Annotated in this window: 26 protein-coding genes, 1 riboswitch and 1 other annotated feature; of the genes, 9 read left to right on the top strand and 17 right to left on the bottom strand. The window is 36.8% G+C overall.

What is annotated here, in order from left to right; all coding sequences use genetic code 11:
* Window positions 1–19: 19 nt before the first annotated feature.
* Together M014_RS0101190 and M014_RS0101185 are read right to left on the bottom strand one after the other, a co-directional pair.
* Entirely contained in the window at window positions 20–949 is a 930-nt protein-coding gene (locus tag M014_RS0101190) for a LacI family DNA-binding transcriptional regulator (protein WP_026590062.1), read from the bottom strand.
* Between the two features lie 153 nt (window positions 950–1,102).
* Window positions 1,103–1,582 (bottom strand): GNAT family N-acetyltransferase, encoded by a 480-nt coding sequence (locus M014_RS0101185; RefSeq protein WP_026590061.1) that lies wholly within the window; start codon window positions 1,580–1,582, stop codon window positions 1,103–1,105.
* A 78-nt stretch (window positions 1,583–1,660) separates the two neighbouring features.
* On the opposite strand from M014_RS0101185, the gene M014_RS0101180 reads away from it, so the two are divergent.
* Window positions 1,661–2,584 (top strand): alpha/beta hydrolase, encoded by a 924-nt coding sequence (locus M014_RS0101180; RefSeq protein ID WP_026590060.1) that lies wholly within the window; start codon window positions 1,661–1,663, stop codon window positions 2,582–2,584.
* Window positions 2,585–2,601: 17 nt separating this feature from the next.
* Here the strand turns inward: M014_RS0101180 and M014_RS0101175 are convergent, their stop codons facing one another.
* On the bottom strand, window positions 2,602–2,847 hold the full coding sequence (locus M014_RS0101175; RefSeq protein WP_026590059.1) for a DUF2552 family protein: 246 nt from the start codon (window positions 2,845–2,847) through the stop codon (window positions 2,602–2,604).
* Window positions 2,848–2,950: 103 nt separating this feature from the next.
* On the opposite strand from M014_RS0101175, the gene M014_RS0101170 reads away from it, so the two are divergent.
* The gene (locus tag M014_RS0101170; protein ID WP_081810940.1) at window positions 2,951–3,190 is read left to right on the top strand and encodes a CDGSH iron-sulfur domain-containing protein; all 240 of its coding nucleotides are present in this window, start codon (window positions 2,951–2,953) and stop codon (window positions 3,188–3,190) included.
* A 38-nt stretch (window positions 3,191–3,228) separates the two neighbouring features.
* Here M014_RS0101170 and crcB (M014_RS0101165) read toward each other — a convergent pair whose 3' ends face one another.
* On the bottom strand, window positions 3,229–3,582 hold the full coding sequence (gene crcB, locus M014_RS0101165; RefSeq protein ID WP_026590057.1) for a fluoride efflux transporter CrcB: 354 nt from the start codon (window positions 3,580–3,582) through the stop codon (window positions 3,229–3,231).
* Window positions 3,579–3,983, bottom strand: coding sequence for a fluoride efflux transporter CrcB (gene crcB / locus M014_RS0101160; RefSeq protein WP_026590056.1), 405 nt, complete (start codon window positions 3,981–3,983; stop codon window positions 3,579–3,581). Before crcB (M014_RS0101160) ends, crcB (M014_RS0101165) begins: the two co-directional genes overlap by 4 nt.
* A 145-nt stretch (window positions 3,984–4,128) precedes the next feature.
* A riboswitch (FMN riboswitch) is annotated at window positions 4,129–4,273 on the top strand.
* Between the two features lie 305 nt (window positions 4,274–4,578).
* Between crcB (M014_RS0101160) and ribD the strand changes: the two genes are divergently transcribed.
* The 4 genes from ribD to ribH are packed head-to-tail and all read left to right on the top strand — an operon-like array spanning window position 4,579 to window position 8,007.
* Complete coding sequence (ribD, locus tag M014_RS0101155; protein ID WP_026590055.1) at window positions 4,579–5,691, top strand: bifunctional diaminohydroxyphosphoribosylaminopyrimidine deaminase/5-amino-6-(5-phosphoribosylamino)uracil reductase RibD; 1,113 nt, start codon at window positions 4,579–4,581, stop codon at window positions 5,689–5,691.
* Window positions 5,673–6,317: a riboflavin synthase gene (gene ribE, locus M014_RS0101150; protein WP_026590054.1), complete on the top strand. Its 645-nt coding sequence runs from the start codon at window positions 5,673–5,675 to the stop codon at window positions 6,315–6,317. The genes ribD and ribE overlap by 19 nt, the downstream gene beginning before the upstream one ends.
* A gap of 12 nt (window positions 6,318–6,329) precedes the next feature.
* A complete protein-coding gene (locus M014_RS0101145) occupies window positions 6,330–7,523 on the top strand; it encodes a bifunctional 3,4-dihydroxy-2-butanone-4-phosphate synthase/GTP cyclohydrolase II (RefSeq protein ID WP_026590053.1) in 1,194 nt (397 codons plus the stop codon).
* Between the two features lie 22 nt (window positions 7,524–7,545).
* On the top strand, window positions 7,546–8,007 hold the full coding sequence (gene ribH, locus M014_RS0101140; protein ID WP_026590052.1) for a 6,7-dimethyl-8-ribityllumazine synthase: 462 nt from the start codon (window positions 7,546–7,548) through the stop codon (window positions 8,005–8,007).
* A 20-nt stretch (window positions 8,008–8,027) separates the two neighbouring features.
* On the opposite strand, the gene M014_RS0101135 is transcribed toward ribH, so the two are convergent.
* From M014_RS0101135 to M014_RS0101100, 8 genes are all read right to left on the bottom strand, one after another.
* Window positions 8,028–8,348: a hypothetical protein gene (locus tag M014_RS0101135; protein ID WP_026590051.1), complete on the bottom strand. Its 321-nt coding sequence runs from the start codon at window positions 8,346–8,348 to the stop codon at window positions 8,028–8,030.
* 268 nt (window positions 8,349–8,616) lie between these two features.
* A complete protein-coding gene (gene bioB / locus M014_RS0101130) occupies window positions 8,617–9,615 on the bottom strand; it encodes a biotin synthase BioB (RefSeq protein WP_026590050.1) in 999 nt (332 codons plus the stop codon).
* Window positions 9,569–10,429, bottom strand: coding sequence for a malonyl-ACP O-methyltransferase BioC (gene bioC / locus M014_RS0101125; protein ID WP_026590049.1), 861 nt, complete (start codon window positions 10,427–10,429; stop codon window positions 9,569–9,571). The genes bioB and bioC overlap by 47 nt, the downstream gene beginning before the upstream one ends.
* Window positions 10,395–11,135 carry an alpha/beta fold hydrolase gene (locus M014_RS0101120; protein WP_026590048.1) on the bottom strand — a complete coding sequence of 247 codons (741 nt, stop codon included), beginning with the start codon at window positions 11,133–11,135 and terminating at the stop codon, window positions 10,395–10,397. The genes bioC and M014_RS0101120 overlap by 35 nt, the downstream gene beginning before the upstream one ends.
* Window positions 11,132–12,319 (bottom strand): 8-amino-7-oxononanoate synthase, encoded by a 1,188-nt coding sequence (gene bioF, locus M014_RS0101115; protein WP_026590047.1) that lies wholly within the window; start codon window positions 12,317–12,319, stop codon window positions 11,132–11,134. The genes M014_RS0101120 and bioF overlap by 4 nt, the downstream gene beginning before the upstream one ends.
* On the bottom strand, window positions 12,285–13,013 hold the full coding sequence (gene bioD, locus M014_RS0101110; protein ID WP_026590046.1) for a dethiobiotin synthase: 729 nt from the start codon (window positions 13,011–13,013) through the stop codon (window positions 12,285–12,287). The genes bioF and bioD overlap by 35 nt, the downstream gene beginning before the upstream one ends.
* On the bottom strand, window positions 13,010–14,401 hold the full coding sequence (gene bioA / locus M014_RS0101105; protein WP_026590045.1) for an adenosylmethionine--8-amino-7-oxononanoate transaminase: 1,392 nt from the start codon (window positions 14,399–14,401) through the stop codon (window positions 13,010–13,012). Before bioA ends, bioD begins: the two co-directional genes overlap by 4 nt.
* Window positions 14,402–14,522: 121 nt before the next feature.
* Window positions 14,523–14,879, bottom strand: coding sequence for a hypothetical protein (locus M014_RS0101100; protein ID WP_026590044.1), 357 nt, complete (start codon window positions 14,877–14,879; stop codon window positions 14,523–14,525).
* Between the two features lie 144 nt (window positions 14,880–15,023).
* Window positions 15,024–15,243: a binding site (T-box leader), on the top strand.
* A gap of 257 nt (window positions 15,244–15,500) precedes the next feature.
* On the opposite strand from M014_RS0101100, the gene nhaC reads away from it, so the two are divergent.
* Window positions 15,501–16,874, top strand: coding sequence for a Na+/H+ antiporter NhaC (gene nhaC / locus M014_RS0101095; protein WP_026590043.1), 1,374 nt, complete (start codon window positions 15,501–15,503; stop codon window positions 16,872–16,874).
* Window positions 16,875–16,948: 74 nt separating this feature from the next.
* On the opposite strand, the gene cpdB is transcribed toward nhaC, so the two are convergent.
* Window positions 16,949–19,252, bottom strand: a complete 2,304-nt coding sequence (cpdB, locus tag M014_RS0101090; protein WP_026590042.1) for a bifunctional 2',3'-cyclic-nucleotide 2'-phosphodiesterase/3'-nucleotidase — start codon at window positions 19,250–19,252, stop codon at window positions 16,949–16,951.
* Window positions 19,253–19,549: 297 nt separating this feature from the next.
* On the opposite strand from cpdB, the gene M014_RS0101085 reads away from it, so the two are divergent.
* Both M014_RS0101085 and M014_RS0101080 read left to right on the top strand, forming a co-directional pair.
* A complete protein-coding gene (locus M014_RS0101085; protein WP_026590041.1) occupies window positions 19,550–20,320 on the top strand; it encodes a GDSL-type esterase/lipase family protein in 771 nt (256 codons plus the stop codon).
* A 71-nt stretch (window positions 20,321–20,391) separates the two neighbouring features.
* Entirely contained in the window at window positions 20,392–20,838 is a 447-nt protein-coding gene (locus tag M014_RS0101080; RefSeq protein ID WP_026590040.1) for a MarR family winged helix-turn-helix transcriptional regulator, read from the top strand.
* Window positions 20,839–20,861: 23 nt separating this feature from the next.
* Here the strand turns inward: M014_RS0101080 and M014_RS29495 are convergent, their stop codons facing one another.
* The 3 genes from M014_RS29495 to argF all read right to left on the bottom strand — a co-directional run bounded on the left by M014_RS29495 (window position 20,862) and on the right by argF (window position 22,746).
* Complete coding sequence (locus M014_RS29495; protein WP_170833600.1) at window positions 20,862–21,035, bottom strand: hypothetical protein; 174 nt, start codon at window positions 21,033–21,035, stop codon at window positions 20,862–20,864.
* Between the two features lie 56 nt (window positions 21,036–21,091).
* Window positions 21,092–21,643, bottom strand: a complete 552-nt coding sequence (locus M014_RS0101070; protein ID WP_026590038.1) for a DUF2062 domain-containing protein — start codon at window positions 21,641–21,643, stop codon at window positions 21,092–21,094.
* Between the two features lie 152 nt (window positions 21,644–21,795).
* Window positions 21,796–22,746: an ornithine carbamoyltransferase gene (gene argF, locus M014_RS0101065; protein ID WP_026590037.1), complete on the bottom strand. Its 951-nt coding sequence runs from the start codon at window positions 22,744–22,746 to the stop codon at window positions 21,796–21,798.
* Between the last annotated feature and the right edge of the window lie 9 nt (window positions 22,747–22,755).

The following is a 22,755-nucleotide window of genomic DNA, read 5'->3' as shown; positions in this document are numbered from 1 at the left end:
TTTTACTTGGACGCACCTTTTACTTTGTCGATTCTCGTTCAATTAATAGAAACTCTTCTTCCTGCACTTCCTCATGTTTTACTTGTTTCTTCTTTATTTTTCCTACTAAGCTTTGAACAGCTAGTACTCCTTGTTTTTCAAAAGACCTTCCAATCGTTGTCAAAGATGGCATAACCCATTCACCTTGTAAACTTCCTTTAAAACCAACAACCTGCAAACGCTCAGGTATATGAATACCAAGATAGCTTGCTGCACGGACGACTGCAATTGCAACAGCATCACTAGAAGCCACAATACCATCAATATATGGATACTTTCGTAACAATTCAATAATTTGTTTTTCTTCAGGTCCCTCTATTCTTTCTTTTCGATAAGCAAGACCCTCTTCCCAAACTGCATCTAAAAATCCAGATACATGTTCTTCCATTGTCTCATCTTCTACCTCTTCTCCCATATAAGCAAGAAAATGACAACCTTTTTCTTTTAACAAAACAACTGCCTTTCTAGCACTTTCGTAATATGTAGAAAGCTCTCCTGCTTCATCAAGTATGACAAACGGAATGGAAATATTATTCAGCCGCTTGAATATGTCGTTCGTCATAATAACACCAGCAATATTATTTTGCATTAGTATATCTATATAATCACTCTTATTTCCTATGTTACAAATAACAATTTGATATCCCTCTTTATATACAGCCTCTTCTACCGAACGAAGCAATGTTATATATGATGGATTTTCTAAATTTGATACTAATATAGCAATCATTGTCGAAGATTTTTTAAATAATGCCTTCGCTACAGCATTAGGTTTATACTGTAACTCTTCAATTGCTTGTTTTACTTGTTTGACTGTATCCTCATGGACATACCCTTTTTCGTTAATTACTCGTGAAACGGTTGCGACTGAAACACCGGCCGATTTTGCAACATCACGTATGGTTGCCACATCTTCACCCCTTAATATGGTAATAGCTTACAATTCAAACCTAAAACAAAGTAGGACATTCGTCAATATTATTATTCTATATTTCTGAAAATTGTTACACGAATACTTCTTACTCCTTACATTTTCCATCTTCAACATATGTAAAGAGTGATTTTATATATTCATTTTTTCTAGTTGAATTTCATGTGAAATCGTAATATTGTCATAACCAATGAGAGGAATTTCTCGCTTTATCTTCCTCGCCTCCTTAACCGCATCTATGTATAAGTTAGTCATGATAAAATCACGTTTCTGATAGAAACGAAGTGCATTCGTGTTATCGTTTGTCGTAATAAGCCACACCTTTTTACAACATTGTTTTTTGGCAATATCAATTACATACTCTACAAGTTTCGTTCCAGTTCCCTTTTTCTCCTTAAAGCTATCTAATGAAACAATCTCACAATCATTTCCTCTTATTTCATATGTAATAATTCCTATTATTCTGTTATCTTCAATTGCAATAAAACCGGGTAATTGATCTAACTGATGTGCTCTTCCACGTGAAACCATCAGCGTGCTTCCCCAATTTTCACGCATAAATAGCGCAATTGTTCCTCTCATTTCTTCTGTAATTTTTTGTATTTGAATCATGGTTCACTCTCTCCCCTTTTTACATCATTATGATACAATATAAGAGTATCATATGTAGAGGTATGTGGAGGATGAGGTATGAAACGTTTTTTTACAGCATTGCTAACCATAATGGGAGCCTTAATTGGTATCGGTATTTTCTTTACGAATAAAGTAATGTACTTAAAGAAAAAAACAGAAGAAGAAATTTTAGAGCGTGAAACAAAAAAACATTTTCGCTTAGAGGATTTTAATGCCATTCCAAAAGAAGAGGTTCGTATTCCATCTCAATTTAAATATGAAATTCACGGGTATTACATTTCTGCAGGCAATTCTAATAAGTTTATGATTTTTTGTCACGGTGTAACCGTAAATAAAATAAACTCTGTCAAATATGCAAATTTATTTTTAAACAGAGGATATAACGTATTTATTTATGATCACCGTCGCCATGGTAAAACCGGTGGTAAAACGACAAGTTATGGCTATTATGAAAAACATGATTTAAAGACGGTAGTTGATTGGCTAAAAGACCGTTTTGGAACAAATATTATACTGGGCATTCATGGAGAATCGATGGGGGCTGCGACACTCCTTCAATATGCAGGAATGGTGGAAGATGGTGCTGATTTTTATATTGCAGATTGTCCATTCTCTGACTTTTATGGCCAGCTACAACATCGCTTAAAAGTCGAATTCCATTTACCGAAATGGCCGCTACTACCATTAGCAAATGCCTTTTTAAAAGTACGGGACGGTTATACAATACGAGAAGTTTCTCCAATCGATTGTGTAAAAAACATAAATAATCCAGTTCTTTTTATTCACAGTAAAGACGATGACTATATTTTATGTGATATGACAAAAGCACTTTATGAAGCGAAAGAAAATAATAAACAGCTCTTTATTGCAGAACACGGTGCACACGCTTGCTCTTATAATGAGAACCGGCAAGAGTATGAAGCTGCAGTGGATCAATTCTTAAAAACATATGTGAAAGAAACAAAAAACAGGCTTGCATAAGCCTGTTTTTTGTCACTTTATTGCCCTAACACATCTGTAACTTGTTCCATATTTTCAGAGATCCATTTTACCGCTTCTTCGAGCGTTTGAAATTCTGTCGTTTGAAATGTTACTTCATCTTGAAGTAGCCACACATCTTTAGGCTCTTGTCCCGCACCTGCAATCGACCAATGAAGTAAGCTATATGGATGATTATCATTTAAAAACGATGCCCAAGTGCGCTCATTTGCAATATTTTGTAATGTACGTAATTGTTTATTCATATTTCGTCACCTTACTGTATTTCAGTTATAAACGTTATTATAACATTCTCTTCCACTACATACAAAGTACAGTTTTCTATTGTCAAGTACTTCCTGTAATTATATGATGAACATAAGCGTTTGGAAGGGAGGGATAACGTTGGCAAAAGTTCAAATTAAAGTGAATGATAATGGTTCATTTCGCATTACAGGGGATGTGGAATTAATCGACTCACAAGGGAATGCTTTCCCTGCAAAGCCTGCATTTTCTTTATGTCGCTGCGGCTTATCAAAAAATATGCCTTATTGTGATGCTTCACATAAAGGAAAATTTGAGTCTGTCGTTCGAGCACCAAAGGAATAATAATACGAGAAGCATGCAAAATGATTTGCGCATGCTTCTTATAAATATCCTATATAAAAACCTAGAAACGCACAAAAAATGCCTATTATATAACTCATTACTAAATATAATAACGCCTTTTGTCCCTCACGTTTATGTATTAATTGAACCAATTCAAACTTAAATGTTGAAAAGGTCGTAAATGCCCCCATAAACCCTGTTCCGCATAATAATAACCATGTATTACTCACATTAGCTCCATACAACAGACCCAGTAAGAATGATCCAACTATATTTACAAATAATGTTCCATACGGGAATACATTCCCGTATTTTTTTTTCATTACATTACTAATAGAGAATCTAGCAACAGCTCCGCAAAAGCCACCGATTCCTATAAGTAAAATATTCATAGCGCTCCTTCTTTCTTCATGCTTTTTTCATATAGTGTATTCCCAAGATAAAATCCAAATAAAGACAAAAGCAATCCTCCAACTATACTTGTACTTACATAATAAAATGCCATAAAAAATGCTTCATGTTGCATTAATTTTAATGTCTCCATGCTAAATGTTGAAAAAGTAGTAAAAGATCCAAGCATTCCTGTTCCAACGCTACTCATTATCGTTTGTGAAACATGTTTCATACGAAATAAATACATCGTTAAAAATGCTAATAAAAAACTACCAATCATATTCGCTATCCATGTTGCCAGCGGAAAAGAATCGACTGAAGGAGTATCAATCCATTGTCCTAATCCATACCGAGCTAAAGCCCCAATAACACCACCGATTCCTACTGCAATATATTTCATATCCTCACCTCATTTATGTATGCACTGAAATCTTTCTCATGCTAGTATAACAAACTTTATCCCTCCCTTCATTTTCATGCAATTCTTCACATTCAAATATTTTTTACTATCCTTTTTTCTTTTTTGTGCTATAATGTGAGCAAACAGCATCCTTCGGGGTCGGGTGAAATTCCCAACCGGCGGTGATGAAGTGCACACTTCTAAGTCCGTGACCCGTTTTCACTCTTGGAAACGGTGGATCTAGTGAAATTCTAGGGCCGACAGTATAGTCTGGATGGGAGAAGGATATGTTTTCTAGTTCTTATATAGCGAATACACTTTTATTTTGGCGTACACATGTGTACTGATTCGTTTTGAATCACTGTATGTGTTTTCTTTCATATACCTATTTTTCTATGCTGAAATAAAAAGATACGACTAGCGTATGAAAATTGATAGTTTGCTAGGTTTTTTTCTCATGCAAAAATATCAATCATCGTTAGGTTTCTTTCTTATACTTTCGTATTCGAGCTATACTTCTAGAAATCACGTCTCCCAAACCCCAAGGATATTAATCCTTGGGGTTTTTTGATTTTTCTTAGGAGAGGTGAAAAGAATGACAGACCAAGAATATATGAAGATCGCCTTACAGTTAGCACAAAGCACTGCAGGGCAAACAAGTCCAAATCCAATGGTCGGCGCTGTTGTTGTAAAAGATGGAAACATCGTTGGAATGGGAGCACATCTGCGCGCAGGTGAGGAACACGCTGAAGTTCATGCTCTTCGTACGGCTGGTGACAAAGCAAATGGATCCACTGTATATATAACGTTAGAGCCGTGCAGTCATTTTGGAAAAACTCCGCCGTGCTGCGATCTACTCATTGAAAAAAAAGTGAAGCGTGTAGTAATTGCTACACTTGATTGCAATCCGCTCGTTTCAGGTAACGGCGCAAAACGTTTACAAGCGGCAGGTATTTGTGTAACTACCGGTGTTCTTGAAGAGGAAGCCATCACATTAAATCGCTACTTTTTCCACTATATGAATACAAAACTACCGTTTGTAACAATAAAAACAGCAATGAGTTTAGATGGAAAAATAGCTACTACTACTGGAGAAAGCAGATGGATTACAGGTGAAATAGCTCGCGAAGATGTTCATCAATATCGTCATACGCACGATGCCATCCTTGTTGGAGTCAATACTGTTATAGCTGATAATCCATCTTTAACAACACGTCTTCCAAACGGAGGCAAGCATCCGATTCGAATTATTTTAGATACACATTTACGAACGCCGCGATCCTCTCATGTCATAACAGACGGGATAGCGCAAACATGGATTATTGTTGGAAAAGATGTAAAGAAAGAAAAAATAGCCACCTACGAATCTCAGGCAGTATCTGTACTTCAAATGCAGACGAGCCAAATTGAAATACGTGATCTCCTCCTCCTTCTTGGTGAAAAACAAATTCTTTCACTCTTTGTTGAAGGTGGACAATCCGTGCATGCGAGCTTTTTAGAAGCAAAGTGTTTTAATGAAATTGTAACTTATATAAGCCCTAAATTAATTGGTGGAAAAGCCTCTCCAACTATGTTTGGTGGCACCGGATTTAACAAGCTACAAGATGCAATTTCTTTGCAAATTCAAGAGATGAAACAACTTGGTGATGATATAAAAATCGTCGCTACAGTGCGAAATGAGGTGCTTGCATGTTTACAGGAATTGTAGAAGAGCTTGGAACTGTTTCGAATATAAGTCAAAGCGGAGAGGCCATGAGGCTAACAATTACCGCAAATACAATCTTGTCAGATGTAAGATCAGGAGACAGTATCGCTGTAAATGGAATCTGTTTAACCGTCACTTCTTTTACAGCGTCTTCGTTTACTGTTGATGCCATGCCGGAAACAATGCGAGCGACATCACTCCGTATGCTCGGTACCCGTTCTAAAGTGAATTTAGAACGAGCAATGGCTGCAAACGGGCGTTTTGGTGGCCATTTCGTCACAGGGCATATTGATGGAATTGGAACCATTGTAAGTAAAAAACAGCACTATAATGCGATATATTACAAAATTGAAATTCCAGATGATTTGCTCCGTTATTGTTTACACAAAGGATCGATAGCTGTTGATGGCACAAGCTTAACGATATTTGATATAGATGAATCTTCCATTACCATTTCGCTCATTCCGCATACAGTAAGTGCATCTATTATTGGGGAAAAAGCAGCTGGAGACATCGTAAATATTGAATGTGACATGATTGGAAAATATATTGAGCGTTTCATTTCAAAGCCCAAGAAACAGAGCAGTTCGGTTACAGAGAGCTTTTTACAAGAAAACGGATTTCTATAAGGAGGAAGCACAATGTTTCATCGTATTGAAGAAGCACTAGAAGATTTAAAACAAGGAAAAGTCATTATTGTATGTGATGATGAAAGCCGTGAAAACGAAGGAGATTTCATCGCTTTAGCAGAGAACATCACACCTGAAACAATTAATTTTATGATTACACATGGCCGTGGTCTTGTCTGCGTACCGATTACAGAGCAATATGCAGAACGCTTACAGTTAGAACCTATGGTTTCTCATAATACAGATTCCCATCATACTGCGTTCACAGTAAGTATTGACCACGTTTCTACAACAACAGGTATTAGTGCTTACGAACGCGCGACAACTGTACACGAGTTATTAAATCCAACATCAAAAGGAACAGATTTTAATCGTCCAGGGCATATTTTCCCTTTAATTGCAAAGGAAGGCGGAGTACTGCGCCGCGCTGGCCATACAGAAGCAGCTGTTGATTTAGCAAAATTATGCGGTGCGGGACCAGCAGGGGTCATTTGTGAAATTATAAAAGAAGACGGTACGATGGCACGTGTTCCTGATTTAGTACAAGTTGCAGAACAATTTGATATAAAAATGATTACGATTGAAGATTTAATTGCTTATCGCCGCCATCATGAAACACTCGTAACAAGGGAAGTTGAAATTACATTACCAACAGATTTCGGTACATTTCATGCAATTGGTTATTCCAACTCGCTTGATCAAAAAGAACATATCGCTCTCGTAAAAGGAGACATCTCTACTGATGAACCTGTTCTCGTTCGTGTTCATTCTGAATGTTTAACTGGCGATGTTTTCGGCTCATGCCGTTGCGATTGTGGCCCACAGCTCCATGCCGCCCTCGCTCAAATTGAACGAGAAGGAAAAGGCGTTCTTCTTTATATGCGCCAAGAAGGTCGCGGGATTGGGCTGTTAAATAAGCTCCGTGCATACAAATTACAAGAAGAAGGATTAGATACAGTTGAAGCAAATGAAAAATTAGGGTTTCCTGCAGATCTTCGCGATTACGGCATTGGTGCTCAAATCTTAAAAGATCTAGGCTTACAGCAATTGCGTTTATTAACAAATAATCCAAGAAAAATTGCCGGCTTGCAAGGGTATGATTTAGAAGTTGTGGAACGTGTACCGTTACAAATGCCAACAAAAGAAGAAAATAAAGTATATTTACAAACAAAATTAGAAAAATTAGGTCATTTACTAAGTTTATAATATATAAAGGGAGAGATATAATATGGTATTCGAAGGTCATTTAGTTGGTACAGGATTAAAAGTCGGAGTTGTGGTTGGACGCTTTAATGAATTTATTACAAGCAAACTATTAGGAGGCGCATTAGATGGGTTGAAGCGCCATGGGGTAGAAGAAAACGATATTGATGTCGCATGGGTTCCAGGTGCATTTGAAATTCCATTAATCGCAAAGAAAATGGCTGGTAGCGGCAAATACGATGCTGTCATTACACTAGGAACAGTCATTCGTGGTGCTACAACTCATTATGATTATGTTTGTAATGAAGTTGCAAAAGGCGTTGCCTCTTTATCATTACAAACAGACATCCCAGTTATTTTCGGTGTATTAACAACTGAAACAATTGAACAAGCCATTGAACGGGCTGGTACGAAAGCTGGTAACAAAGGCTATGAATCGGCAGTTGCTGCGATTGAAATGGCTCATTTATCCAAACAATGGGCATAAAAAGAGGCTTCGGCCTCTTTTTATTTTTTTACTTTTTTCCGCACATCTTGTATCAATTCATCCATTGTTTTTCCTTCTGTTTTAATACGAAGATTTTGAGCGGTTTTCCACACATTTTCTCGCCTTTTTTCTTCCTCTACAATATGAATTTCTTTCCGCACCTCTTTTAAGTCTTTCCCCTCAGTTTCAATACCAAAATGCTCAGCTTTTGTTCGAAAATGCTGTTCAATTCTTTGCTGCATTTCTTTCTGCTCTGGATTTTCAGCCGCTTTAACAGGATCAGTACTTATCGCTTTTAATAAAATAAGAAACGTCATAATAGCTAATATATATTTGTGCATGTGAAATCCTCCAACCCAAGGTAAATTACATCTTTACTTTGTACAATTACAGGTTGGAAAATTCGTCCACGAAATTAATTTTTCCACTAAAAATCCGCATATCTGAAGGACTAAAGATAATTTATTACATTTTATTTACAATGAAATCCCGTAAAATAATCTATTTCTTTTATAATTAAAAACAGCCATTGTTTCATGAAACAATGGCTGTTTTGTGTAACTTTTATTTCATTATTCTAGTCTACAAAGGAGCTTTCCTCCCTCATTTTTACAACGCACACTCCTCAATCTCAAACCCTAAATCCTCAATCATACCCCAGTCTGCTGTTGGCTCTTGTCCTTCTGTTGTTAAATAATCACCAACAAAGATTGAATTTGCTGCGAATAAACCAAGTGGTTGTACAGAACGCAAATTAATTTCACGCCCACCGGAAATTCGAATTTCTTTTGATGGATTCACGAAGCGCATCATCGCGAGAGTTTTTAAACATTCTAATGGTGTTAATTCTTTCTGTCCTTCAAGCGGTGTGCCTTTTACAGCAACAAGGAAGTTACATGGAATAGAATCCGCATCTATCCGTTTTAATTCAAGTGCAATTTCAACGCGCTGCTCTTTCGTTTCACCCATTCCGAAGATTGCACCAGAACATGGAGAAATTCCCGCTTGCTTCGCTTTTTCGACTGTATCTACGCGATCATCATACGTATGTGTTGAACAAATGCTATCATAATTATTTGCATGTGTATTTAAATTATGATTATAACGATGAACACCTGCTTCTGCTAAGCGCCCTGCTTGATCTTCATTTAAAAATCCTAAGCAGCAGCAAATTTTCAAATCTGTTGTTTCACGAATTTCTTTTACGGCACCGATAACATGATTTACTTCTTTATCCGTTGGACGGCGACCAGATGCAACAATGCAGTATGTACCTGCTTTACGGCGAATTGCTTCGTGAGCTCCCTCTACGATTTTTTCTTGTGTTAACCATGCATACTTATCGATTGGCGCTTCTGAAACGATAGACTGTGAGCAATATCCGCAATCCTCCGGACATAGTCCAGATTTCGTATTAATAATCATATTTAACTTCACTTTTTTACCAAAGTAATGATGGCGGATGACATAAGCTGCGTTCATAATCTCTAATACTTCTGTGTCGTTTGCTTCTAAAATTGCTACCGCTTCTTCTTTTGTTATATTTCTACCCTCTACTACTTCAGATGCAATTTGTTTCCAATCTACTTTTGTTTGTACTTGTTTCATTTTTCCTCTTCCCCTCTTTTTCAATATACGCAAATAAAACATGGTACGTCGCTACAATTTCCCCTTCTTCCGTGAAATCTCTTTCGTATATACGAAGCATAGTTCGAAAGATAGAGGGAATTTGACAGTATGATTCTGCATTACTATTCGTTGCTCCCACTTTCCGAATGGATTGTAGAAACTCCCGAACTTCAGTAAACTTCTCTATGTAACATGTTTCAGAAACATGAACATCCCCTGTTACACTTTCACATAAACCTTGCAGCTGTTCTTTCGTAAAAAAACGTTGTCCAACAGATGCAGCATTTTGTCTATTTCTTTCTTCTTTAGCGCTTTGAAATGCTATATGAAGCTCCCTAAATGTCTGTTCTCCAAACGTCGAAAATAACAATAAGCCATCTTCACATAAATGACGACTATATAAACTGTTCACCGTTGTTTGCAAATCGTTTAACCATTGAAATGTCGCACTTGAAATAATGACATCAAATGACTCGCTTAATGTGAGATGTTCAATATCTTCACATCGAAATGTCACAGATTCCACATAACTTCTCGTTTTCGCAACAGCAATCATACTTTCAGCAAAATCAATTGCGGTAATTGTTGCATTTGGAAAAGAAACCGCCAATTGTTCAGTCAAATACCCTGTGCCACATCCAAGTTCTAAAATACGAATGGACGACATCTTTTGGTAGTGTTTTTTCATTATAGAGAGCAATTGTTGCGCCATCTTTTTCTGTACATTTGCATATTGATCATAGGATACTGCTGCCCCATTAAATCGTTTTTGTAATAACGTTTTGTTGATCATTTTGTATCCCCTCTACAAACTGGATTATTTCATTTACGCAATATTCAAAATCCGTTACACAAAGTGCATGCCCCGCTCCATTTATTACTTTAAGCGTTCCATTCGTATTTTTTTGTATATAGCGAGCAGCAGATAGTGGACATATCGCATCCTGTTCTCCATGAAGAAGTAATATCGGTGTCTTTACATACTTTAGCTGACTTCTCATATCCACCTCTATTAAATAATCAAGCCCCATCTGTAAAGATTCAATGGAATCACCTTGAAAATGCTCTGTAATGCCTTCAAATTGTTCCCTCTCTTTTAGCTCTTGTTTGGCAAACATACTTTTATAGAAGCGCTTCAATGTATCGTCCTTTTGCTTTACCAAACTTCTTTTCATCCGTTCTACAAAAGCATGTCTCCATCCACTCTCATAATTTTCATCCACTGTAAACTTTGCCGTACCACCTATTAAAATCATTCCTTTTGTCCGCACTCTATCACATGCTTGAAGAGCAGCTAATGCACCAAGTGACCATCCAATCAAAATTACATCCTGTTCTTCCGCAACTTCTACTATACGATCTGCAAAATCATTAACCACTTTTACACTACGCCATTCAACATATCGAACAGAATATTCTTGAAAATATGGAAGTAATAAATCCCATACTTTTTTTTCCATCCCCCATCCAGGAATGAAAATAAGCTGAGGCGGTTTCATATGAGTACCCCCTCTTCTTTACCAATTCGAATGATCTGCCGAGTAGCCCATTGTAAATCAGATTTTGTATGTTCAGACGTAACTGCAAATCGAATTCGGGAACTATTATGCGGAACAGTTGGTGGCCTGATAGCAATTGCAGCAATTCCTGCTTCCTGCAATTTTTCGCTAAAACGTATCACAGCTTCATTCGATGAGACAATAACTGGGACAATATGAGTTGAACTATCGCCAATATTAAAGCCAATTTCCTCTAAAGTATTGCGGAAATACGCTCCATTTTCTAAGAGACACTGCCGTCTTCCCTCATCTTCCTTAACAATTTTAATTGCACATTTCATTGCACCGAGCGTCCCTGGTGGTAATGCTGTTGTGAAAATGAAGCTTCTCATCATGTTTTTCATATAATCAATGCAAATTGCATCACCTGCTAAATATGCTCCATAACATCCTAGCGCTTTACTAAATGTCCCCATATGAATGTCAATTTTCTGTGAAAGTCCTTGCTCCACATGAGCTAAACCAGCACCATGTCTCCCGTATATTCCACCTGCATGCGCTTCATCAACCATCAATAATGCTCCGTATTTTTCTTTCAACATAATCAATTCTTTTAGATGAGCAACATCTCCATCCATGCTGAAAACAGTGTCTGTTACGATTAACTTTTTCTTTGCAACAGGGGCCATTTGCAACAATCTTTCCAAATGTTCCAAATCATTATGTCGATACCTTTTATATTCCGCACCACTAAGCATAATTCCATCGACAATACTGGCATGATTTAACTTATCGCTAAAAACGATATCGTGCCGACTCACTAAAGAAGAGAGTGCCCCTACATTTGCTGAATATCCACTGTTCACAATGATTGCTTTTTCGGTTTCTTTCCAATCACAAACGCTCTGTTCTACCTCTTCATATAGTGAATAATTCCCTACAACAAGCCGTGACGCCGTAGCTCCTACTCCGTATTGCTTTGTCGCTACAATAGATGCTTCTTTTAATCTTCTATCTCCCGCCAAGCCTAGATAGTTATTCGAAGCTAAATTCAGCATACGTTTTCCATCCCTAATCAGCCATGTTTCTTCAGCTTGCTCAGTCATAACTACATGTCGATATTGTGATTTCTCTTTCAAACGACTTAAACTAGAGTGAAAGTGTAGATTCCACGTTTGATCCATGTTTGACAAACTCCTCTAAATTTAAAATCGCGATATTTTCTTCTGCTGCTCTCAATAGTTCTTCACGCGTAACCCCTTCTCTAAGCTCTGGTAGTAAGCCCAAAACTGGAATACCACTTAACTCCTCAATCATTTCTTTATTCTCTTGCACACGTTCCTTCTCACATTCCTTACAGCCGGATAAAATAACACCTGCAACTGTTAAACCATGGGCTTTCGCATACGAAATCGTTAAAACGGTATGATTAACAGTACCTAACGTTGGACGCGCGACAATAATAAGTGGTAATTTTAGTTCCTTTGCAAAATCAACCACTAACGCATCTTCTGTATACGGAACAGCAAGACCACCTGCCCCTTCTACAAACAAACTATCAAACTCTGTCATTAACTCGTTATAATGAGCGGTAATTTGTGCTAGTGTCACACTTCTTCCTGCTCGCTGCATTGCCAATCTTGGCGCGAGAGGTTCTTCAATAGAATAAGGGCAAATACTATCAGTCTCTGTCATCACTCCTGATGCCATTTTCAATCTCGCAGCATCACCTTCAGGATGAGAAGCGATGTGTCCACTTTGCAATGGTTTATATACCCCTATGTTATACCCACGATTTCTAAGCACTCCTGCTAATGCACCTGCAACAACTGTTTTTCCAACTTCCGTATCCGTTGCTGTTATAAAAAAGCCACTCATGATTCTCCCTCCGTAACATCTGCAATTGCTTGATATAAGATGTGCAACATTTCATCAATCTCATCTATCTTAGATGCTAGTGGTGGCATAAATACAATTGTGTTACCCAGTGGGCGTAAGATCATTCCTAGCTTTCTTGACCTTTTACACACTTCTACGCCTACTCGCTCCGTCCACTCAAACGACTCTTTCGTTTCTTTATTTTTCACAAGTTCAATTCCAATCATCAATCCACACTGACGAATATCTCCAACATGCTTATATTCGTAAAGTGCTTCCAACTGTTTCCCTACATATTCTGCTTTATATGCAACATCATTTATTAGATTGTTTTTTTCGTAAAGTTCTAGATTAGCAATTGCAACAGCGCAACCTAATGGATTGCCCGTATAACTATGGCCATGGAAAAATGTTTTTTGCTCTTCATAGTCACCTAAAAAAGCATCATAAATTTCATCTGTTGTCACAGTAATAGCGACTGGTAAATAGCCACCTGTTAAGCCTTTTCCAGCTGTTAAAATATCGGGTGTAACATTTTCATGTTCACAAGCAAACATTTTTCCAGTACGACCAAACCCTGTCGCTACTTCATCTGTAATAAATAAAACATTATATGTTGTACAAAGATCCCGAAGGCCTTTTAAATACCCTTTTGGCATTGTAATCATACCGCCTGCACCTTGCATTAACGGTTCTACAATAATCGCTGCAACTTCTTCGTGTTTTTGTTTTAATAGCTCTTCCATTTCCTTCAAATGTTCTTGTACAATTTGTTCTTTGTCGTCCCCATAAGGAGAACGGTATGTATATGGATATGGCATTTTTATCGTGTCAAATAAGAGCGAACTGTACACTTGGTGAAACAAGTCAATCGCTCCTACTGAAACAGCTCCGATTGTATCTCCGTGATATGCTTCTTTTAATGTAATAAACTTTTGCTTTTTAATTTTTCCTTTATGCTGCCAATATTGAAACGCCATCTTGATTGCAATTTCAACAGCTGTAGAACCAGAATCTGAATAAAATACTTTTTTCAAACCTTTTGGAACAACTTCAATAATCTTTTCTGCAAGTAAAATAGATGGTACATTGGCAAGTCCTAGCATAGTAGAATGCGCAACTTGATTTAATTGTTCACGAATTGCATCATCTAATTCAGGTACCTGGTGTCCATGAACATTAAGCCAAATCGATGAAACACCATCCCAATAACCATTTCCATTGACATCGTATAATTTACGTCCTTCTCCACGTTCAATAATAACAGGATCTTCCGCTAAGTAATCCTTCATTTGTGTAAATGGATGCCACACATACGCTTTATTCTTTTCAGCTAACTCTTCATATGTATAAGCGATTTTTTTACTTGTATTACGACTCACAGTCACAATTGTCACCCCTAATGTTAACTTTTATATAAATATAGTTAACATTAAAAACGAAGTGCTGTCAATTTTTTCAGTTGGTAATGTTCTTAAAAAAGAACGACTTATCATAAGATAAGTCGCTTTATTTTCCATGTTGAATCTTTCCGATTTCTAAAATAATCTCTTCATCTTTTTTTCCTTCAGTATCAATCCCAAGTTGCTTTGCATGTTCTATAAGCAGCTCATGACGCTTTTCAAACCTTGCTGTATTTAACTCTTTTTGAATCTCTTTCTCTGTTTTCCCTTCAAGAGAAACGCCTAATTTATCAGCTGCTTTCTCTCTATTCTTTTCTTCTTTGACTTTCTCTAATTCCTTTGTTTCTACTTTTTGCTCAACCTGTAATTTCGGTTGATCTGGTGATGCCGCAAATACTGTATAAATCCCAGCACCCCCACCAAGAACAAGTAAGGTTGTCAAAAGAAATAATTTTTTCTTCATTCACTCCCCTCCTTTCTTTTTTCATTATAACGCACAAACAAGGAATTAAAAAAATATTCTAACATTATTTTCTTTTGAAAAATAATTAACATATATGTTGACATATGATCCAGATGTGTGATAAAAATTTAACTAACATCATATGAATCGGCGATGATAGGATTTAGTAGTATTTCGTTTCTTGATTTCAGAGAGCTGGTGGTCGGTGCGAACCAGTACAGAGCGAATTATGAATTACCCCCTTGAGCTTCTTTTACGAAACGTTGGGAGTAGTAAAAGACGGTTATGGACCGTTATTTCTACAGAGTGGTGAAATGAAACTGTTTCACAATTTAGGGTGGTACCGCGATTTTTCGTCCCTGCATATACTGCAGGGGCGTTTTTTATTTTCTGTTGGTGCATATTATACGATCCTTTATTTTGTGCTACGTTCTTTTCACAAGCTAGGGTGGTACCGCGATTTTTTTCGTCCCTGCATATTTATATGCAGGGACGTTTTTTTATGAAGCTAAACAATTACCGGTAATTTGTCACAAAATTCTAAATTTTAGAAGGAAATATACAATATTGGCGAATTTTATATAAAAAAGAACTATTTTAGATTATTAGGAGGAGCAAACAATGATTTCAAAAATTGAATCTATTCTTTTAACATTTTTAATCTTTTTCTGCATTGGCTTCAGTGTTATTCAATTAGGAACATCACCACACATTCCAATTCTATTTGGCATTATCGTACTATTAGCATTTGGATTTATTAAAAAAATCCCTTGGTCTACTATGGAAAAAGGAATGATAAGTAGCATTTCAGCTGGCATTCCATCCATTTTCATCTTTTTACTTGTTGGTGTTCTAATTAGTGTTTGGATTGCCGCTGGAACAATCCCAACATTAATGGTATACGGCTTCGGGCTTGTATCTCCAAAGGTTTTCATTCCGACAGTCTTTGTTGTTTGTGCAATTGTTGGAACAAGTATTGGCAGCGCCTTTACAACAGCAGCGACAGTAGGACTTGCTTTTATGGGTATGGGCACTGCTCTTGGATACGATCCAGCACTTATTGCTGGTGCAATTGTTTCTGGAGCTTTCTTCGGGGATAAGATGTCTCCTTTATCGGATACAACAAACTTAGCTCCTGCTGTAACAGGAGTGGATCTATTTGAGCATATTCGTAACATGCTTTGGACAACAATTCCTGCTTTCATTATTGCCTTTATCGCTTTCTTCACTTTAGGAAGTGGTTCTTCAGGAAATGTTGATTTCTCTACTTTTACAAATGCGTTAGAAAAGAATACAATCATTTCAATCGTCACACTTATTCCGATTCTATTACTATTCGTATGCGCATTTAAAAAAGTACCGGCTGTTCCAACTTTACTTGCTGGCATTGTAGCTGGCATTATCATTCTCTTTATTTTCAAGCCGGGTACATCACTTTCTGATTTGATGAAAATTATGCAAGATGGCTATGTTGCTAAGACAGGCATAAAAGATATTGATAGCTTATTATCACGCGGCGGGCTACAAAGTATGCTTATGTCAATTGCACTTATTTTCCTTGCTCTTTCTATGGGTGGATTACTACAAGGAATGGGCATTATTACTCAGCTTATGAACATTATTTCTAATTTCGTTAAGACAAGCACGCGTTTAATTATTTCTACCGCTTCAACAGCAATTGGAGTTAACTTCTTGCTTGGTGAGCAATACTTATCTATCGTTTTAACAGGACAAGCATTTGCTAACAAATACGATGAAGTCGGTTTAGAACGCCGTAATTTATCACGCGTACTAGAAGATGCAGGCACAGTTGTTAATCCTCTTGTACCATGGGGCGTAAGCGGCGTCTTCTTAGCAAACGTACTAAGCGTTCCAACAATTGATTATGTTCCATACTCAATCTTCTGCTTAGCTTGCCCAATCGTTACAATTATCGTTGGATTCACAGGATTCGGGCTTTCATGGAAAAAAGAAAAAACTGTTTCAGTTTCTTAAATGAAATATAAAGAAAAAGGGATTACCACTATCGGTAATCCCTTTTTTCTTTATTCCTCTATTTGCGAACGTTATTATCTATTTGCTTTTTTTCTTCTAAAGAGCATGAACATACCAGCTCCAATAAATGCAAGTCCCGCTCCAATTGTAGAGAAGACATTCGCTCCCGTTTTTGGTAAATCACGATCTACTTTGCTTGTTTCTTTGTCTTCACTTACATTTGTAGGTTCTTTCGCGTCTTTATTCCCATTGTCAGGAGTTGTTGGTTTATCTCCAGCATTTTCTTCACCTGCTGGCGGTGTTGTTGGGTTACCACCGTTATTTTCCCCACCTGGTGTTGTTGGGTTACCACCGTTATTCTCTCCACCTGGTGTTGTTGGATTACCACCGTTGTTCTCTTCACCTGGTGTTGTTGGAGTGCCCTCATCTTTCTTTTTCGTTAGGTCAATAGCATATTTCGCAAACTCATTTTCGGACGGGCCAACATAAGAAATTTTTCCACCTTGTGTAATATACTTCTGCGCGTTTGGTGAAGAATCAAATGTAGTATTTAATTTTTCAGCTACGATTGGCTTAAACGTCCAGTTTTGATCTGCTGCCGGATTAATAACAGGTGTTTCTTGCATATATTTCACAATGATTTGACGCGTTTCATCTTGAGATTGATATACAACTTTACCTTTACTTACACCAGGGAATGTTTGGCTACTACCGCGATAATTATTTGTAGCAACAATAAATTCTTGATTATCAGCTACCGGTTTTCCATCATACGTTACATTCACAATACGATTTGCATTTTGGTTTACTACTTTCCCATCTTTATCATACTTTGCTGGTTGTGTAACATCAATTTCGTATTTTACGCCATCTAAAACATCAAAGTTGTATGTAGGATAGTTTACATTTACTAACGACTGTTCTTCTGCCTTCGCTGGATCAATTTGATTGAACTGCCCTGCTGACATTTCCAGCCATTCTTTTACTTGCGCACCATTTACTTTTACAGCATACAGTGTATTTGGATATACATATAAATCAGCAACGTTTTTAATTGCTAACGTTCCTGCTGGAATATCAGTATAATAAGTTGCACCATTTCGGCCGCCTGCTTTAAAAGGTGCACCTGCTGATAAGACTGGGATTCCCTTAAATTCACTGTACTTTTCATCTTTTAATAGCTTTTCTACATACCATTTTTGAGCATTTGTAACGAGCTGGACAGATGGATCATCTTGTACAAGTGAAAAATAACTGTTAATTGGTGCTGTCGTTTTACCAACAGGAGTATTTACATATTTAATTGTCGCCTCGTGATCATCTTTGATCTCATCAACTAATTTTTTATCAGGTTCTACTAATGCAGTTCCTTTGCTATCAGAAATTGGGCGAACACTTGGAACCGATTTATCTTTTTGTACTTCCCACTTGCCGTTTACCTTTTTCAGTTCCATATCAATGATACCTAGATTACTTCCGAAAACACCAGGCATGACAACTGGAACACCGTCAAACTTGTCCGTTATTACCGTATGCGAGTGTCCCATTAACACTGCATCAACGTCAGGAACTTGTGTTGCTAAATAATACGATGCATTTTCCATACCAGCATTGTAACCATTTTTATCGACACCAGAATGCGCTAGTGCAACAATAATGTCTGCACCCTTAGCTTTCATTTCTGGAACCAAATCCTTCGCTGTTTGCACAATATCTTTCGCTTTTACTTTTCCTTCTAAATTTGCTTTATCCCAGCCCATAATTTGCGGTGGTACAAAGCCCATTACACCGATTTTCACTGTTTGTGTTTTGCCAGCTTCATCTGTTACTACTTTGTCAAAAATATGATACTTTTCAAATGCATTTTTATCGTTTTCTTCATTATTATCATGATCATCTATAAAAACATTTGAGTTAATAACTGGGAACTGTGTTTTACTAATTGCCTTATGTAAGTAGTCCAAACCGTAGTTAAACTCATGATTCCCAAGAGAAATGACGTCATACTTCATTAAATTCATTACACGATATAAAGGATGAACATAGTTTCCATCCAAACCTTTTTGCGCCACATAATCCCCGAGCGGAGTCCCTTGCAAAGCATCCCCATCATCAAATAGTACAGAGTTCTTCGCTTTTGCACGCTCCTCATTTACAAGCGTTGCAGTTTGAACTAATCCCACTTTATTATCTGTTTTCGTTTGATAATAGTCGTAGTTCATTAAGTTAACATGAATATCAGAAGTTTCTAAGATTCGTAAATTAACTGTACTCTCCCCTGCTTGTTCCTCTGCGTGTGCAGTTGTTGGCAACACTTGCGGAGCCATAACACCTAATGCAAGCGTTGCTCCCGCTAACACTTTCTTTGACTTCTTCACAAAAAATCCCCCTTATAAAATTGTCCCTTGAAAAACAAATAAAATGAGTTTCTTATCAAACTCTAATAAAGCTTTCTCTCTACCTTTATTCTCTTCTTTCCTCATATTAGAGTGACATACATTCATTTATCTGACATTATCATATCGAACATACTTTCATATCGTCAATAATTTTTGACATGCTTCTACAAATTTTCTGTAAAGTTATTGTAAACTTTCCATAAAGATATAATATAAACTTTCACTGCTTATACAGTTAGGTATGATACAATAACCAATTACCAGGAGGATAAATTTATGAAAAAAGTCATCTTAACTATACTTTGTCTCCTCCTTCTAATCATTTCTTATTCATATTTTGAAGAGAACGATGAGACAAAAGAACAGAAAGAACAAAAAGCAGCGTCTACTCCCCATTGGATTGATAGGCAGACGAATGATTCTTTTTATCACCTTGTATTAGGGGATTCGCTTGCAAAAGGATTTGGCTCGACACAAGGAGGATTCGCGGAATTAGCCTCCAAACAAATAGAGGAACAAATTCATAAACCAATTAAAGTGGAAAACCTTGGAGTAAATGGACTTACAACGGATCGTCTCGTTCAAAAAGTTCAGACAGAAGAAGTACAACAAAAAATTAAAGAAGCGAATATAATTACCATAAATATTGGGGGAAATAATTTATTTCGTTTAAATCGCAATGTAGGTGTTATAGATGGTATTAAAATGTTAAATAAAGAAAAGACTCATTTTGAAACAGACGTAAAAAATATTGTAAAGACAGTTCGGACACTCAATCCGAATGCTTTACTCATTCTATCTGAACTCTATAACCCTTTACAACTCGATGATTCAATTGCTTCTTATGCTGATATGTTTTTAGACGGCTGGAATGATACAGTTTATTCCATTTCGAAAGCAAATCAACCGTCCATTGTTTTACCAATTCGAAAATTAATACCAAATGATAATAAAGATTTACTATACGACCAAGTACACCCAAATGATAAAGGCTATGAGATTATTGCTAATGCATTTACAAAGCAAGTATTGTCCTATAAATATTGAGGCTAAGCCAAACAATTCTATTTTTATACGATACCTTTTTTGTTACAATGATAATGGAAGGGGGCCTTTATATGGAATCACGTGAGTGGGAACGTATTGTTGATCATCTTCTTTCGCTAGTGCCTCTTTTTTATCGCAAATTTATGCTTCCTGGAGAATTTTCTTCACAAAGGCACATGCCACCGTCACATACACAGGTGTTATTGCTATTACATGAACATGGCACATTAGCAGTCTCAGAAATCGGAAAACGATTAGCGATTTCAAGACCAAACATGACACCTCTATTAAATAAATTGATTCAGGAAGAACTTATAGAGCGGCATTACAGCGAAAAAGATCGACGGGTCATTTTAATTTACCTGACAACAGAAGGGAAATCGTTAGTAAATCAATATCAACAATTTATTTTAGACAAATTAAAAGAAAACTTTCAAACATTGTCGGAAAGCGATCGTGACCAACTCATTCACTCGCTTCAAACGATTCAAAATTTAATTTTGAAAACAAACATGTAAAGCTGCTTCCAAAAGAAGCAGCTTTATGATTCATAATAATTTCCATAATATACATTTGAATACGGCCATGTCATTAAGTAAGGTTTTCGTTGCTGCGAAGGCTGCGGTGGCTGATATAATTCAAACTGCTGCCGTGGATAAGGAGCAGTATAATAATTCGCATATGGATATACTTGAGGTACATAGTAATAATACATTCATTCCCCCCCTTTTTCTTAAACATATTCAAGGCAGGAAATGGATGTGACATTCTTTATATTTGTACAAGTGGTTCTCTCGTTTGTTTTTTTCTTTTTTTCAAACGTAACTTCCGGTTCTTTTCATATAAATAATACACAACAAAATAAGATATCACTCCGAACACAACACCTAAAATCGTCATCCCAATTAATACATATACTTCACTCTGCAATAAGCTCTTTAGCATCATAAAAACATCGCTTGAGAAAAGATCAGATATTGTATATGGTTTATGCGGAATTACCTTTATTTCAAACGGATATAACATTTTTCCTAATGCATATGCAAACGGAAACAAAAATACCGGAAGAAATGATACTTTTCCGATAATATTGCCAATAACCGCTGCAGGAAAAGACCCCTTTGCTAATCGCACAATTGGATAAAAAACAAGATACACAAGTGACGCTGTATAAAGCACTAGCATTTCCAAAGCAAACCCAATCGCAAATCCTCGTGACACTTTCTTTGCTCCTTCTGGCGAACGGAGCAACTTATAATAATGAAATTTCGGCATCCTCCATATTCGCTGAAAAAAAGAATATGTTTTTTTACTTGTTCGCACAATCATCATCTCTTTTATAGTATTTTCTCTTTCCAGTATGCTCTTATATATTACTAAGAAACAAAACTACTCATCTTCATCTTATTATAAATGATACAAAGGGCATTCACCAAATATACATCAGACATTTCATAACAAAAAAACCTTCCTGATTAGAAAGGTTTTTTGACATTTTGAAGCAGACTTGCCAATAATGCTTTTTGAACGTGTAATCGATTCCCAGCTTGCTCAAAGACAACAGAAGAAGGACCATCTATAATTTCTCCTGTTACCTCTTCTTCACGATGAGCGGGTAAACAATGTAAGAAACGATACGTTGCTTTCGCATGCTGAACAAGTTTTCCATTCACTTGAAACGGCTCGAATAATTTATATTTCCCTTCCGTATCTTCTTGCCCCATACTCATCCAAACATCCGTATAGACAAAGTCTGCATCTTTCACCGCCAACTCTGGATTATGTAAAATTTCAATATTCGCTCCTGTCTCAGTTGCAATTTCTAGCGCATTCTTTACAATTTGTTCATTTGGTTCATACCCCGGGGGAGTTGCTACTGTCATATGCATACCGACTTTTGCACTTGCTAACAGTAAAGAGTGACATACATTATTTCCATCTCCCACGTAAGCAAGTTTAATCCCTTTAAATGTATGAACTTCTTCATAAATTGTCATCAAATCCGCTAATGCCTGACATGGGTGATGATCATCTGTTAATCCATTAATAACAGGAATACTAGCTTCCTTCGCAAGTTCCTCTACATCTGCGTGCGAAAATGTACGAATCATAATTCCATCAATATAATGAGATAATACTTTCGCTGTGTCTGAAACACTTTCTCCTCTACCAAGTTGCATTTCTTTTCCACTTAGAAACATTCCATGCCCACCAAGCTGTACCATTCCGGCTTCAAAAGAAACACGCGTACGAGTTGAATGTTTATCAAAAATGAGTCCTAATATTTTTCCCTCTAATAACGGTTCATGTTTATTCTTTTTTAAATAAATAGCAAATTCAATTAACGCAATCAATTCCTCCTGTGTCAATTCCTCTAATGTTAAAAGATCTTTCGTTTGTAATTTCGGTATTTGTATAGTTGACATGGAAATTCC

This window comes from Bacillus sp. UNC437CL72CviS29, assembly GCF_000482345.1.
GTDB classification, from domain to species: Bacteria; Bacillota; Bacilli; order Bacillales; family Bacillaceae_G; genus Bacillus_A; species Bacillus_A arachidis.
The sequence above is the reverse complement of the archived record's forward strand: the minus strand, read 5'-3'. Positions and strand labels throughout refer to the sequence as shown.